General features: G+C 72.6%; 11 protein-coding genes. 6 read left to right on the top strand and 5 right to left on the bottom strand.

The window, feature by feature from the left end; translation table 11 throughout:
* Positions 1–637 precede the first annotated feature (637 nt).
* Complete coding sequence (locus tag Dsi01nite_RS00490; protein WP_203843945.1) at positions 638–1249, top strand: DUF305 domain-containing protein; 612 nt, start codon at positions 638–640, stop codon at positions 1247–1249.
* Here the strand turns inward: Dsi01nite_RS00490 and Dsi01nite_RS00485 are convergent.
* Positions 1221–2450, bottom strand: coding sequence for an MFS transporter (locus tag Dsi01nite_RS00485; protein WP_203843944.1), 1230 nt, complete (start codon positions 2448–2450; stop codon positions 1221–1223). The two genes, Dsi01nite_RS00490 and Dsi01nite_RS00485, sit on opposite strands and share 29 nt — an antisense overlap.
* A 70-nt stretch (positions 2451–2520) precedes the next feature.
* Between Dsi01nite_RS00485 and Dsi01nite_RS00480 the strand changes: the two genes are divergently transcribed.
* The 5 genes from Dsi01nite_RS00480 (at position 2521) to Dsi01nite_RS00460 (ending at position 8511) form a co-directional block, all read left to right on the top strand.
* The gene (locus Dsi01nite_RS00480; protein WP_203843943.1) at positions 2521–3420 is read left to right on the top strand and encodes a LysR family transcriptional regulator; all 900 of its coding nucleotides are present in this window, start codon (positions 2521–2523) and stop codon (positions 3418–3420) included.
* Between the two features lie 63 nt (positions 3421–3483).
* On the top strand, positions 3484–5121 hold the full coding sequence (locus Dsi01nite_RS00475; RefSeq protein WP_203843942.1) for a methyl-accepting chemotaxis protein: 1638 nt from the start codon (positions 3484–3486) through the stop codon (positions 5119–5121).
* 78 nt (positions 5122–5199) lie between these two features.
* Entirely contained in the window at positions 5200–5763 is a 564-nt protein-coding gene (locus tag Dsi01nite_RS00470; protein WP_203843941.1) for an ATP-binding cassette domain-containing protein, read from the top strand.
* Positions 5760–7907, top strand: coding sequence for a YhgE/Pip domain-containing protein (locus Dsi01nite_RS00465; RefSeq protein WP_203843940.1), 2148 nt, complete (start codon positions 5760–5762; stop codon positions 7905–7907). Before Dsi01nite_RS00470 ends, Dsi01nite_RS00465 begins: the two co-directional genes overlap by 4 nt.
* A gap of 10 nt (positions 7908–7917) precedes the next feature.
* Positions 7918–8511: a TetR/AcrR family transcriptional regulator gene (locus Dsi01nite_RS00460; protein ID WP_239135578.1), complete on the top strand. Its 594-nt coding sequence runs from the start codon at positions 7918–7920 to the stop codon at positions 8509–8511.
* 49 nt (positions 8512–8560) lie between these two features.
* On the opposite strand, the gene Dsi01nite_RS00455 is transcribed toward Dsi01nite_RS00460, so the two are convergent.
* From Dsi01nite_RS00455 to Dsi01nite_RS00440, 4 genes are all read right to left on the bottom strand, one after another.
* A complete protein-coding gene (locus Dsi01nite_RS00455) occupies positions 8561–10153 on the bottom strand; it encodes a cellulase family glycosylhydrolase (protein ID WP_308441995.1) in 1593 nt (530 codons plus the stop codon).
* A gap of 167 nt (positions 10154–10320) precedes the next feature.
* On the bottom strand, positions 10321–10989 hold the full coding sequence (locus tag Dsi01nite_RS00450; protein WP_203843939.1) for a DUF305 domain-containing protein: 669 nt from the start codon (positions 10987–10989) through the stop codon (positions 10321–10323).
* A 723-nt stretch (positions 10990–11712) separates the two neighbouring features.
* Positions 11713–12825 (bottom strand): hypothetical protein, encoded by a 1113-nt coding sequence (locus Dsi01nite_RS00445; RefSeq protein WP_203843938.1) that lies wholly within the window; start codon positions 12823–12825, stop codon positions 11713–11715.
* Positions 12826–14091: 1266 nt separating this feature from the next.
* Entirely contained in the window at positions 14092–14667 is a 576-nt protein-coding gene (locus tag Dsi01nite_RS00440) for a DNA mismatch repair protein MutL (protein WP_203843937.1), read from the bottom strand.
* Positions 14668–14718 lie beyond the last annotated feature (51 nt).

The raw sequence follows: 14718 nt of genomic DNA, 5'->3' as shown, positions 1-14718 counted from the left end.
TGAGTGCGTGGGTGTGGTGGCTGGTCAACATCTTGGAGAGCGCTCTCCGAGATGTCCCGAGTCTGCCGGTCCGGGCCTGGTTCGTCAACCCGCCACGTTCTTGCGCGCTTCCGGTGCGGTCTGTTCCGGTAAAGATCAGGATTCGGTCAGGAGTGGCTGCTCAGGTGTTGACACGTGGCCTGGCCAGCGGGAAACTTCCCTTACGGAGAGCGCTCTCCAGCCGGGTCGGGTGCCGGCGGGGAGCAGCGCCGAAGGTGGCCGGCCGCACGATTCGAACGGATCGACGGGGGTTGGTCGGGTCACCTGACCGACGCCGTAGGACCGGCGGTTCGGGCCGGTCGTCCAGGCGGGGGCTGCTCGAAACGTCGTCCGTCGGGTGCCGGGACGCTGAGGCCGTCTCCACGGCCCGCGGACCGCGCTCACGGTGCCGGCCGGGTGCGGCAGTCCGGGCATTTCCGGGCCGCTCCACCTGTACATCACCGACGGTGACCGGGTTGGGGTCGCCGCCGGCGGGACGACCGCGAGAGCGACCGTTCCGTGCATCGATTCCGCAGTTGTGGCGGTCGCTCCGGGCTCTGGGCGCCCTGACCGCCGCAACTGCGGGACCGCGGCCGGCCCTCGGAAGGAGCCCGCAGCCGTGCTACCCAGACCCCGCCGCCCCGCCAGGCGGCTCGTCACGACAGCGGTGGCCGTAGCGCTGACCGTTGCCACCGTCACCGCCTGCGCGAGCGATCCGGCAGCCACGAGCGCACCCGCGACCGGCGTCGTCAGCACCGACTTCGGTGGCACCGACATCGCCTGGGTGCAGCTGATGATCCCGATGGACCAGCAGCTGCTGCCCGTGCTCGACCTGGTGTCGCAACGCTCTGCCGACCCCGCGTTGACGCGGCTCGCGGGGGAGCTTCGGACCCGGTACACCACGGAGATCCAGGAACTGAAGGCACTGCGCGCCAAGGCGGGCCTCGACGACAGCAACCCGCACGCCGGACACCGGATGCCGGGCCTGGTCGACGCCGACACCCTCGCCGCGATCGGCGCGACCGGCGGCGCGGCCGAGTTCGACCGCAAGGTCACCGCCTGCCTGCGGGAGCACCTGGACCAGCTGGCCAACCTGGCCCGGTCCGAACTCGCCAACGGCACCAGCGCGTCAGTGAAGGTCCTCGCCCGGCAGGTCGCCGAGTCCAGGTCCGCGGGCCTGGCCACCCTGCCCGCGGCCGCCCCTACGACGAGCGCAGCAGCCGGCGGCTGACGGCGGCGATCACGACGACGATGACGGTGGCGAAGCCGAGCAGCGCCACCCTCGCCGGCAGGAACTGCGTCGCCACGCCCAGGCCGAGGACGGGGACCGCGAGCCCCAGGTATCCGCCCAGGAACACCCCGGCCAGGGCCTCGCCGCGGGTCGACGGCGGCGCGAGGTCGACGACCGTGGACAGGGCACCCTTGAGCAGCGCGCCCGCGCCGGCACCCGCGACCGCGCCGCCGAGCAGGAACACCGGCAGGCTCGCCGCCCACACGCCGGCGGTCACCGTGAGCAGTCCGGCGGTCATGAGCGCCAGGCCGCCGGCGACCTGGCGGCGGACCGGCTGGCGGCGCAGCACGATCTGCGCGGCGGCGCCGCTGGCGAACACCATCGACGCGACCAGCCCGGCGAGGGCGCGGGACGGGTGGTGCAGCGTGCCGGCGACGAAGGCCGGCGCGAGCGACGTGAACAGCCCGAGCACCGACAGGGCGGCGAACGCGCCACCGCCGGCCGCGAAGTAGCGGGGCCGGGCGGCCGCCGGCACGGTGACGCGCTGTGGGCGGTACCGCTGCCGCAGCGTCGGAACGGACACGGTCTCGGGGACCCGCGCGACGGCGACGGCCGCCGCGAGCAGCAGCACCAGGAAGACGGCATACGGCGTGCGCAGCGGCGCCGTGACGTATTGCGCGAGGAGGCCGGCGACGAGCGGGCCGAACGCGAACCCGCCGAGGTTGGCCACCGTCGCCACCAGGTCGGCCCGGGCCCGGCCGGCGGCCGGTCGGGCGGCGGCGTGCAGCTCCGACAGGTGCGCGGTCGCCGTCGCGGTGAGCATGCCGACGCCGAGGCCGGACAGCACCCGGGCGACGATCACCACGCCGAGCGACGTCGAGGTCAGGAACAGTGCCGCCGCGGCCGCCTCGAGCAGGATCGCGGGGAGCAGCACCCGGCGCCGGCCCCAGCGGTCCGACAGGTGCCCGGCGAGGAAGAGGCTGACGATGACGCCGACGGCGTACGCGGCGAACGCGATCGTCACCGCGATCGTGGAGTAGCCGTCGTGGCGCTGGTAGATCGCCCACAGCGGGGTCGGCACGACGGTGAACGCCAGGGACACCGCGAACGCGACCGCGATCGTCCAGAACCCCCGCTCGTGGCGACTGGCTCGGGTTTCGGTCGGGGTGGCAGGGGTGGGCCGGGCGAGCAGGGTGGTCATGCGGACACTGTGCCCGCGAACCATCAGCACCGGCGACGAATGTTCGTGCTGGGCACTATCATGAAACGTGATGGAGCTGCGGCATCTCATGTATTTCGTGGCGGTCGCCGAGGAGCGCAACTTCTCGCGCGCCGCCGAGCGGCTGCGGGTCGTGCAGTCCGGGGTGTCCGCCGCGATCCGGTCCCTGGAGCGCGAGCTGGGCGCGCAGCTGTTCGAGCGCAGCTCGCAGCGGGTCGCGCTGACCGACGCGGGTGCGGCGCTGCTGCCCGAGGCCCGGGCCACCATCGACGCGGCCCAGGCCGCCCGGGACGCCGTCGACGAGGTCCGCGGCGGGCTGCGGGGCACGTTGCGCATCGGCACGCTGATCTCGGTCGGGTTCATCGACCTGCCGGGCCTGCTCGGCCAGTTCCGGGCCGAGCACCCCGGCGTCGACCTGCGGCTGCGGGCGGCACCGACGGGATCGGCGGGCCTGGCCAGGTCGCTGCTGGACGGGGAGCTCGACGTGGCGTTCGTGTCGCTCGCCGGCCGGCCCCCCGCGGGGCTGTCGGTGCGCGTCCTCGTCGCCGAGCCGATCGTCGCGGTGCTGCCGGACGGGCATCCCCTGGCCGGGCGGGCCACGGTGAGCCTGGCCGACCTCGCCGACGAGCCGTTCGTCGACTCGCCGCCCGGCTACGGCAACCGCACCGAGGTCGACCGGGGGTTCGCCGCCGCCGGGCTGCGGCGCAGGGTGGCGCTGGAGGTCGCCGACATCGCCACCGTCGCCCAGTATGTGCGCAACGGCCTCGGCGTCGCGCTGCTCCCGCGCTTCTCCGTCGGGTCGGCGGACGGCCTGCGCACGCCGGCGGTCAGCGGGGCGCGGCTGCGCTGGACGTTCGGGGTCGCGACCGGGTCCGCCCGCCGGCCGAGCGCGGCGGTCCGGGCGCTGCTCGACCTGGTCGACGCGCACCGGGTGCGGCGGTTCGGACATTGATTTGCTCAGGTGGGTGTGCCGGGCGCCGAACGGACAGGCAGCCCTGCGACAGATGAGGTTCCCATGCCGTCTGACAGCGAAGTCACGACGCCCCGCCGCGCCGGCGGACCCGCCCGGTGGTTCGGTGACCTGCGGATCGGGGTGAAGATCACCGGAGCGCTGGCGGTCGGGCTGCTCGCGGGCGGCGTCGTGGCCTGGGCCGGGCTCAGCGCGCTCAGCACCGCCAACGCCAACGCCACCTCGATCTACGCCGACAACCTGGTGTCGACCACCATGCTCAACGCCACCCAGGGCGCGCTCAGCGACGAGGTCAACGGGCTGGCCCTGATGAACATCGCCAGCAGTCCGGCGGCGACCGAGGAGCAGCGCAAGCACGCGCTCGATGCGGCGCAGCGGTTGCAGTCGGGCATCGACGCCTACGCGGCCCTCGGCCTGGACGCCACGCAGCAGTCCCTGATCGCCGCGCTGCGGCAGGCGGTCGCCAACCTGCACAAGGTCCGTGACGCCCAGCTGATCCCGGCCGCCGTCAACAGCGACAACGCCGCGTTCGGGAAGGCCTACGACGCCGGCGCCGCCGCTCCGATCGCCGCGGCCGACAAGGCCCTCGACGCGCTCGCCGGACACGAGTCGGAGCAGGCCGCCGCCGCCGCGAGACACAACGCCAGTCAGTACTCGAACAGCCGGGCCGCCATCATCGCCTGCCTGGTCTCCGGCTGCCTGGTCGCCGCGTTGCTCGGCTGGGTCACGGTGCGCCGCATCGTGGGGCCGATCCGCCTGGTCGGCGGGGTGCTGACGAGGATGGCCGACGGCGACCTCACCGGGCGGCTCGACGTCGACACCCGGGACGAGGTCGGCACCATGGCCGGCGCGTTGAACCGCGCGACGCGGAGCATGCGCACGGCGGTGCAGACGCTCGGGCTGACCTCGTCCTCGCTCGCCGCGGCGGCCGAGCAGCTGTCGGGGGCCAGCACCCAGATCGCCGGGAGCGCGGCGCAGACCAGCGGCCAGGTCGCCGTGGTGGTGACCGCCGCCGACGAGGTGGCCCGCAACGTGCACACGGTCTCGGCGGGCTCGCAGGAGTTGAGCCTGTCGATCCGGGAGATCTCGCAGAACGCCAACGAGGCCGCACTCGTCGTCGGCGAGGCGGTGTCCGCGGCGAAGGCCACCGACGCCACGGTGTCCAAGCTCGGCGAGTCGTCGCAGGAGATCGGCAACGTGGTCAAGACGATCACGTCGATCGCCGAGCAGACCAACCTCCTGGCGCTCAACGCGACGATCGAGGCGGCCCGTGCGGGGGACGCCGGCAAGGGGTTCGCGGTCGTGGCCACCGAGGTCAAGGACCTGGCGCAGGAGACCGCGCGGGCGACCGAGGACATCTCGCGCCGGGTCGCCAGCATCCAGACCGACACGGACACGGCCGTCACCGCGATCCGGAACATCGGCGAGATCATCGCGAAGGTCAACGACTACCAGCTGACCATCGCCTCCGCGGTGGAGGAGCAGACCGCCACCACCGCCGAGATGAACCGCGGGGTCGCCGAGGCGGCCGGGGGCGTCAGCGAGATCGCCGGCAGCATCGGCGCGGTCGCCACTGCGGCCCAGGTCACGACCGAGGGCGTGGCGGAGTCGCAGCGCACGTCGGCCGAGCTGGCCCGCATGTCGCACGAGGTGCAGACCCTGGTGGCCGGCTTCCGGGTCTGAGACCTCGGGCACATCCATTTGCGTCATCGCAGTCCCATGTTTTTAGACTGACTGGTCAGTACAAGTCAGGGGGCTGTTGTGACCACGGTTGTGGAAGCGCGCGGGCTCGGTGCCCGCACCCGGCGCGGCTGGGTGTTCCAGGACGTCGACCTCGACGTCGCGGCGGGGGAGCGGCTCACCGTCACCGGCCCGGCCGGCAGCGGGCGCACGTCGCTGCTGCTCGCCCTCGCCGGCTGCTTCAGGACCAGCGCCGGCACGGTCCGGCGCACGGGCGTCGTCGCGCTCGGCCACGTGCCCGGAGTGCACGAGCCGGAGCCCGCGCTGACCGTCGCCGAGCACGTCGAGGAGCGGCGCCTCCTGCTGGGCCGGCGCGCGCGCCGCTTCGACGACCTGCCCTTGGACCCCGGGATCCTCGGCCGCGACCTCGACGCCCTGGGCCGGCACCTGCTCGGCCTGACCCTCGCCCGCATCGCCGGCCCCGCCGCGGTCGTCGTCGACGATGTCGACAGTGGACTGTCCACGGTGGAGCGTGCCCGGCTCGACGAGGCACTCCGTGCGCTCACGGACGACGGGGTCGCCGTCGTCACCGCCGCCCGCGAGTGCCTGACGGGCCCGACGTTCGCGCTGGAGGGACACCGATGAGACTCGCGCTGTTCGAGCTGCGGCGCTTCACCCGCGCACCGATCACCGTCGCCGCGCTCGCCGTCCTGGCGCTGATCCCGCTGCTGTACGGGGCGCTGTACCTGTGGGCGTTCTGGGATCCGTACGGCAACATGCGCCACATCCCGGTGGCCGTGGTCAACGCGGACCGACCCGCGACCGCCACCGACGGCAGCACCGTGCGCGCCGGCGCCGACCTCACCACCAAGCTGCTGCGCCGCGACGTGTTCGGCTGGCAGGAGACCACCGCCGAGGCGGCCCGCAAAGGCCTCGCGGAGGGGCGTTTCGAGGTCGTCTTCGAGATCCCGGCGGACTTCTCCGCCTCGCTCGTCACTCCGCCGGACCCGGACCGGGATCCGATCGGCGGGCGGCTCCTCGTCGTCAACGACGACGCCACCAACTACCTCACCGGCCAGCTGTCCCGCAGCGTCTTCACCGAGGTGCGGGCCAGCGCCGCCGCGTCCGTCGCCGGCGGCTACTTCGACCGGATGCTGATCGGCTTCACCGACCTCAAGTCGCAGACGGCGCAGGCCGCCGACGCCGCGGGCCAACTCGCCGCCGGCGCCACCCAGGCCGGCGCCGGCGCCGGCTCGCTCGTGAGCGGACTCGACCAGGCCGCGGGCGGTGCCGGCGCCTTGACGAGCGGCCTCGACCAGGCCACGAAAGGTTCGCAGCAGCTGTACGACGGGCTCGTCGCGCTCGACCAGGGCGCCGCGCAGCTCGCCGACGGCACCGCGCAGGCCGCCGCCGGCGGGCGGCTCCTGGCGACCAGGGTCGGCGCCGCCGCCGACACCGCCGAGCCGGTCCTGCGCGACAACGCGGCGCTGATCGAGGCCGCGGCGACCACCATCGCCGACGGCGCCGACCTGCTGCGCGAGCACCTCGACGCGCTGCCCGCCCTGGCCACGACGGCGACCCAGCGGGCGACCGCGACGCGGGCCGCGCTTTCACGGTTGGGTTCGCGGTATCCGCAGATCGTCGACGGCGCCGAATACCAGGCCGCCGTCGCGGCTGCGGACGCCGCCGTCGCCGCCGCCGCTTCGGTGGAGCACCGCCTGGAAACCGGCGACCTGGCCGCCGTCCGTGCCGACCTGGACCGCGCGTCGAAGATCGCCCGGCAGGTCGCGGCGGCCGCCCCGCACCTCGCCGACGACGTCGCCGCCGCCCGCGCGCAGGTCGACCAGCTCGCCGCCGGCCTCGACCGGCTCGCCGACGGCGCCGCCCAGCTGCACGCCGGCACCGGCGCCGCGGCTGACGGCGCCCGCGAGCTGAACGGCGGGTTGTTCCGGCTGTCCACCGGCGCCCGGCAGCTCGACGACGGCCTCGGCGCCCTCTCCGACGGCGGGCACCGGCTCGCCGGCGGCCTCGGCGAGCTGTCCGACGGCGCCAGCCGGCTGGCCCGCGGCCTGTCCGACGGCGCGGCGAAGATCCCCGGCTACGACCCCGACACCCGGGCCGAACGCGCCGGCGTCCTCGGTGACCCCGTCGCCCTGGACCGCTCCACCGAACACCCCGCCGCCACGTACGGGGCCGGGTTCGCGCCGTACTTCCTCGGCCTCGCCCTGTGGGTCGGCGCGATGATCAGCTACATGGTGCTGCGCCCGCTGACCCGCCGGCACCTGATGTCCGGCGCGCCCGCCCACCGCGTGGCCCTGGCCGGCTGGCTGCCCGGCCTCATGGTCGGCGTGGTCCAGGCGACGGCTCTGTTCCTGGTCGTCCGGTTCGCGCTCGGCCTGCACCCGGCGCACCCCCTGGCGATGTACGGGTTCCTGTGCCTCACCGCGGTCGCGTTCACCGCGATCGTGCAATGGTTCGGCGCCAGGCTCGGTGCGGCCGGCCGCCTGGCCGCCCTGGCCGTGCTGATGCTGCAGCTCACGTCGTCCGGCGGCACGTACCCGATCGAGACCACGCCGGGCGTCCTGCAGGCGGTCCACCCGTTCCTGCCGATGACGTACGTCGTGTCAGGGGTGCGGCACCTCGTCAACGGCGGGCCGGGCGGTACGGTCGTCACCGGGGCCGTGGTCCTGGCCGGTTTCGCCGCGCTCGCGTTCGCGCTGACGACCCTGGCCGCGTGGCGGGGGCGGCTGCTGACGCCGTCGAAGCTGCACCCGGATCTGGTGATGTAGGGGGTTGTACGTGGTAGACGGCCGGACCCGGCGACGCACCGACACCAGGCAGCGGCTGTACGAGGCCGCGATGGACCTCATCGCCGAGCACGGGTTCTCCGCCACGACCGTCGAGGACATCGCCCTGCGCGCCGGCGTCGCCAAGGGCACCGTCTACTACAACTTCCCGTCGAAGAACGCGCTGTTCGAGGAGCTGCTGCGGCATGGGGTCGGGCTGCTCACCGCCGACTTCCGGGCCGCCGCGGGCGGTTTGGCGCCGCCGGAGGCGGTCCTGGCGCTCATCCGGGCGGAGCTGGCGTACATCGAGCGCCACCGCTCATTCGCGCAACTGCTGCTGTCGGAGATGTGGCGCACCAACCGCGAGTGGCACCAGACCCTGCAGCTGTTGCGGGGCGAGGCGGTCGACGTGATCGCCCAGGTGCTGCGGCGCGGCGTGGACGAGGGGCACTTCGACGCGGCGCTGGACGTGCGGATGGCGGCGGCGGCGCTGTTCGGGGTGTGTCTCGTGGTGGCGGTGGACTGGCTGGTGTTCGAACCGGACCGGTCTCTCGCCGACGTGCAGGGGGCCCTGATCACGGTGATCAGGGCCCGGGTCGGCATCTAGCGTTTTCGGCTTTTGTGTTCCGGCCTTTGTGTTTCGGCCAGTGTTTCGGTTATGTACAGGCCACGCCGTTGAGCTTGATGTTGCTCGGCGGTGGGGTCGACGGGCCGTTGGCGGTGAAGCCGATCGACACCGACGCACCCGGTGCGAGCGACGGCGCCCAGCTCGGCCCGGTCGCGGTGATCGTGGTGCCGGACTGGGCCACGGTCGCGTTCCAGCCGCTCTGCAGGACCACCCCCGACGGCACGCCCCAGGTGATGACGAACGGGCTGACGGTCGTCGAGCCGGTGTTCTTCACCGTGATGGTCGCCTGGTACCCACCCTGCCACGCGTTGTCGATGCGGACCGTCGCGGTGCAACTCACTGTGCCGGGGTTGCTGCTGGTGCTTGCGCTCGCGCTTGCGCTGGTCGATCCGGTCGGGCCGGTCTGACCCACCGGCGGGATCAGGTACGGCTGCAGGATCGACTGCTTCTGCTGGTTGACCGTCTTCCAGTCGTCGGCGACGATGCCGCCCGTGTCACCGGAGTTCGGGTTCCACGACCAGTAGGTGAAGTCCATGCCGGTGACGCCGGTGCCCATGTACTCCATGAGCTTCTTCAGCCACAGCACGTCCTGCGGGCTCTGCAACGTGGAACCGAACTCGCCGACGAGCACCGGAGCGATGTTCTGCTTCTCCAGGTACCCCCAGAAGCCGTCCCAGATCGCCGGGAGGTTGTTCGGGAACGCCGGGTCGTCGAACCACGCCTGGTGGTACACGGAGTTGCCGTACTCGTGCGCGGAGTAGACGAGCTTGTTCGGCTTGTTCAGGCGCACCGGGAACTGTCCGGCCTTGCTGAGGTTGCCGCCCCACCAGCCGCAGGGCTCGTCCGGGATGTTGTCCCAGGCGTTGGCGTTGCCGCCACTGGTGCAGCTGACCCCCTCGACCACGATGAGCCAGTTGGGGTTCACCTCGAGGATGGCGTTGCCGGCCCGCTCGGCCGCCAGGCGCCAGTCCCGGTTCACGTCCCCGCAGCCCCAGCACGAGCCGGTGCCGTTGGGATCGGTACCGTCGGCGTGCGGCTCGTTGTGCAGGTCCGCGCCGACGACGGTCGGGTTGTTCGCGTAGTGCTGGGCGAGCGACCGCCAGTTGCTGATCCAGGTCGCCTCGGGCGTGGCGGACACGTACCAGAGCGCGCTCTGCCCGGCACTGGTCGGCCGGTGCCGGTCCAGCAGGATGCGCATGCCCTTCGTGCCGGCGTACGCGACGACCTTGTCAAGGATCTGCAGCGGCGTCAGGCCCTGCAGGTCCGGGTTGGTGTAGCCGTCGACGCTGTTGGCGGTCGCGCCGGGCTTGAGCGCGTCCTCGGAGAACGGCACCCGCAGCGTGTTGTAGCCGAGGCTGGCCATCTGGTCGATGTGGTCGCGCCACGGCCGGGCCCACAACCCGTGGAACGTCTTGTTGTCGGTCTCCATGCCGAACCAGTTGAGCCCGGTCAGCCGCACCGGGTTGCCACCGGCGTCGATGATCTGGTTGCCGCGGGTGCTCAGGTAGCCGGTCCCGGTGCCGCCGACGGCCGCCTCCGCCGTGCTGTTGAGCCCGATCACGGCAACCGCGCCGACGACGGCCATGCTGCTGGCCGCGACGGCGGCCCAGAGTCTTCTCACCTGCACCCTCCCTGTTCCTTTTGGTCGACCCTGTCGTCTTGGTCGACCCAGTCGCTTGGTCGACCCAGTCGTTTGGTCGACGCTAGGAGCGCGCTCGTGCACCGGGCCATGACGGTCCGTCCGGGTGGTGGGTTTGCGCAGGTGGGAGTGGATGTATCCGGCGAAAGTTACATCTGCGCCAGCAGCTTGCTGTGGGCTTCGAGGACCTGCTCGGCGGTGGCCTTCGTCGCGGGGTCGGCGCCGTTCTTCGCCTCCGACCCGCACAGGGCCGTGGTCCCGGTCAGGTGCTCGCGGAGCACCTCGGCGGCCTTCGCCGGCTGCTGCGCCGCGGGCAGCGCCCGGATCGCGGCCATGTCGGCGTCGACGACCATCCCCGGCAGATCGTGCCCGGCGTGAATACTGGAGTCCTCGACCGCCCCGCCGTCGGTCAGCGCCTTGCGCAGCGCCGCCAGCTCCGTCTTGTGCCCGTCGGCGGCGGCTTTCGCGACCGGCGTCAGCGCCGGATCTCCACTGGCGATGATGAGCTCGAACAACTGCGCCGCGCTGGTGTCCAGCGAGATCATCAGCTGCAGGTAGGCGATGTCGGTCGGGTTGAGGACCGTGACCGCGGGCGGCGCCGCACTGCGTTGCTGGGCGGTGGGCGGCGCGGGCTCGTGCGCGGGCCGCGCCCAGAGCACGACAACGGCGAACGAGGCGACGAGCACGACCGCGACCGCTCCCAGCCGCCGCCAGACATCCCGGCCGCCGCCCTCGTCGGTGCTGCTCTCCTGCTGGACCACCGTCACGGGTTCGGTCCGCTGCTTGACGTTGCGCCTCGGCTTCGCGACCGTCTTCACGCTGTCGTCGGCAGTTTCTGGTGTTACGGCTTCCGCTGTTGCGGGCGTTGGTGTTGCGGGCGTTGGTGTTGTGGGCTCTGGTGTTGCGGGCTCTGGTGTTGCGGCTTGCGGTGTTCCGGCGGTCGCGGTCGTCTCCTCCGCGGCTTCCACGTCGGCCGTGACCGGGTCGGCCGTGGCCGGCTTGTCGTCGGTCACCGTGCCCCACCTTCCCGGCCCCGCTCCGCCGCGGTCGGGGTGGCGGCCCCGGCCGACGGCGCCGCGGCGCTGGACACAGCCGCGGTGCGGTCCCCATGGGGCGGTTGACCCCCAGGGGAACCCGTGGACACGACGCCCCCGCCGCAGCCCCCAAGGGCAAGCGGCAACATGGTGACGGGTGGCGGTCCCGCAACCGTCCGGGCGGTGGTCACGCATCGACGGTAAGCGCCCGAACCTGCGGATAGGATTAGACGAACTTTAAGATTCCCGCAGACACCCCCGACGTTTTCCACCTGCGCCGATAACAACTTTTCCCGTGCCGTCTTTGGCCCCCCGCCCGACTGGACACCACGCTGTGCGACCTCGAAACTGGAGGGCAGCGGCCTACCGGGGGGAGGCAGCCCGTGCCACGACCGTACTTTTCGTTGGACGCACCAGACTCCAGCCCAGCCGAGGACTTCGACTGGACCGCCCACTTCGCCGCACAACACGCCGAGTCCAACCGCCGGCGCGAAGAGAAGCTGCGGGTCAGGGCCGAGTTCGCCGAGGCTCGCAGGCATGGCCTGGCCGCCCGCCACGCGACCAAACTGGCCCGGCTCCAGGCGGCCCGGACACAGCCGAAAGCCAACCCTGCTCTTGCTCCCGCAGCCGTGCCGAGCCCTGTTGTTGCTTCCGCAGCCGTGCCGAGCCCTGTTGTTGCTTCCACGGCCGTGCCGAGCCCTGTTCTTGCTTCCACGGCCGTGCCGAGCCCTGTTCTTGCTTCCACGGCCGTGTCGCGCCCTGCTGTTGCTTCCACGGCCGTGTCGCGCCCTGCTCCGCAGCGTCGGATGAGGACTGCACCGCCCACGATGCAGGCGCCGCCGGACGCGACGTCAGCGCCGACTCCGGCAACGCGGCCGACCTCACCTCCGCCTGTGACGTCAACTCCGCCCTCGGCTGCAGCACCAACGATGAGCCCCGCCGCGCCGTCAGCTCCACCGCTGGCTTCGACACCAGCTCGGACTCCGCCCCGGCAAGCGGGTCACGCTCCTTCGTCACCACCACCACCACCGCCGCCGCCATCGTCACCACCGCCGCCATCGCCACCACTACCAGTGCCACCACCAGCGCCATCGCCATCGGTTCCGATTCCGGCATCAGCTGTGGCCGTGCCGGTGCCGTCGGCATCGCCGCTGCGGTTGCCGTTGCTGTCCCCGGCGCGGCCAGCGCCGTCGCGGACGTTGTCGCCGGTTTCGGTGCAGGGGCCACTTCCATCGCCGCCTTCACCTCCGCTGCAATCGCAATTGCCTCCATCGCAGCAGCCGCCTCCACCGTCACATCCGTTGCGGCGTCCGCCTCCATCCACGCCGTCGGTCGCGGCTGTGTCGGCACTGTTGCCGCGGTCGCCGCTGTTGCCTTCGGTGCGACCGGCGCCGCCGCAGACGTCGCCGCCAGCTTCCATGCAGGGATCCCCGCTACTGTCCCCGTCCCCGCCGTCCCCGCCGTCCCCGCCGCCACCGCCGCCGCCGCCGTCGCCGTGCCCGCCGCCGCCGTCGCCGTGCCCGCCGCCGCCGTCGCTACTGCCGCCACCGTCGCTGCTGCCGCCACCACCGTCGACACCGTTGCCGTCGAAGCCACCGCCGTCACGGGCACCGTCTTCACCAACGCTGTTGCCGCCTTCGTCGCCCTCGCAGCCATCGCTACTTGCTTCGGCGGGGGCGGGGACGTTTCTCAGACCTTGGGGGCGGCGCCGAGGGCTGGCCCAATGTCGCCAACCGCAGGCATCGGACCGGGCCGCTCTGGCGAGGTGCGGGACCGGCAGTTGCGCCGTTTCGCCGTCGTCGGACGTGGCGACATCGTTCCCGCCGTGGCCTGTGCGGCGGACGGCCACCGTCCCAGGCACCGAACGGTGGCGCCTTCCGCACCGGGATCGTTTCCAGCGCCGTCTGGGCCATCTGAGCAGGGTCGGCCATCACGACATGGCGGGCGGCCGTTGCTTGGCGCGCCTCGGGTCGCGTCCACCTTGACCTGAGCCCCGTTCATGACACCGTCGCGTCCGTGCGGCGGTGGACACGTTGCGTCTGGACGGATTACTCCAGGTGTTGTTCACGCGGCAGGGCGGGTGGTTGACCGAGGTCCGACCCCTCCTGTGCACCAACGGCGATCGTGTCGTCACGACGTCGGGGCTCCGTGTGCGCCGGCCCGCCACTGCGTCGGCGAACCGGATGTGATGCGCCGAGTGTCCGCAGTGTGGCGACAACTGGCACCGTGGCGTCGGGCTGGACGTGGCGTCGGATGCTTCTCAAGCCGCCAAGCGCAGCGCCCTTGCCCGAATCCGACGTGGGCCGCCCGGACATCCGGTGGTCTGCCGGGACTTGGAGGTGGCCCGACCGGCACGCGTGGTCCGCGAGGACAGGGCATGGCCGCGCTCGTGCTGGCACGACCTGATCCGCCCTGACGCGGTGCGTTCCGCCCCGCCACGACGTGGCCCGGTCCGGTGCGTGCGGTCTGCTGAGGCAGGACACCGGTGTCGCCGGACGCGGTGTGTTCCGCCCGGCATGACGTGGCCCGGTCCGGTGCGTGCGGTCTGCTGGGGCAGGGCACCGGTCACGCCGGAGGCGACGTGATCCGCCCGGCACGATATAGCCGGTCCAGTGCGTGCGGTCCGCTGGGACAGGGCACGGTTCGCCCCCGCACGCGATGTGAGCTGCCCCGGACGCAACGTGAGCCTCCGTGCGGTGTGAGCCTGCCGGCTCGGAACGCGGTGTGAGCCTGCCGGCTCGGAACGCGGTGTGCGCCTGCCGGCCCGGAGCATGGCGTGAGATGTCCGAAGGGGTGCTGTCTGGATGGAGTCAGTGTCGCGGGTGGTGAGAACGTGGCGGGTCGTTGTGGGAGCGGATCTCGTCGTATGGGCCACGCGATCAGGGGCTATGTGCCGATGCGGGTCACGGTGCCGTGGGGGGATTCTTGCCACCACATGGCGTCTACGAGGTAGGCGGCGTTGCCGCCGTCGGAGATGAACTGCACGACCAGGCGGGTTGGCTCGGTCTGGGCCCGGGACACGGAGTAGCCGCTGCGAGCGGTGGCGGTGACGAGGGAGACGACGGCGGCGTGGATGCGGATGACCGCGTCGCCGCCCTCGGAGCGGAACGAGCGCAGGTACGTGTCCACGCCATCGCCATCCGTTGTCACCGTCCAGCCGTCCACGACGCGGGCCGGGGCGGCCGTGGTGGCCTTGGCGGTGGGGGGTGGGGCGGAGGTGCGTGGCGCGGCTGAAGTGGCGGCGGGGGAAGTGGTGGAGGTGGCAGGGGAAGTGAACGAGGGGGCCGGGGGCTGTGGGATGAGGTCGCCCGGGCCGCGGGCCTCGGCGGCGGGCACCGGCAGCGAGTCCGACGGCACGGCCGTGTGCAGCACGGGGCGCAGCGCCAGTGACGCCACGGCGATGCTCGCCGCGGTCGCCAGGCACCACAGCAGCACCGGCACCGCCGCTCGTCTGACCCGCACCGGCAGATCTTCTCACCCGCACCGTTGTCAGCGTCAAACCCGGCGTTACGG

Source organism: Dactylosporangium siamense (assembly GCF_016862795.1).
GTDB lineage: Bacteria > Actinomycetota > Actinomycetes > Mycobacteriales > Micromonosporaceae > Dactylosporangium > Dactylosporangium siamense.
The sequence above is the reverse complement of the archived record's forward strand: the minus strand, read 5'-3'. Positions and strand labels throughout refer to the sequence as shown.

What these genes read in the sequence shown, in the direction of transcription:
- Dsi01nite_RS00485 (WP_203843944.1), bottom strand. Translation starts at nt 2,450, where the DNA reads ATGACCACCCTGCTCGCCCGGCCCACCCCTGCCACCCCGACCGAAACC.
- Dsi01nite_RS00480 (WP_203843943.1), top strand. Translation starts at nt 2,521, where the DNA reads ATGGAGCTGCGGCATCTCATGTATTTCGTGGCGGTCGCCGAGGAGCGC.
- Dsi01nite_RS00475 (WP_203843942.1), top strand. Translation starts at nt 3,484, where the DNA reads ATGCCGTCTGACAGCGAAGTCACGACGCCCCGCCGCGCCGGCGGACCC.
- Dsi01nite_RS00465 (WP_203843940.1), top strand. Translation starts at nt 5,760, where the DNA reads ATGAGACTCGCGCTGTTCGAGCTGCGGCGCTTCACCCGCGCACCGATC.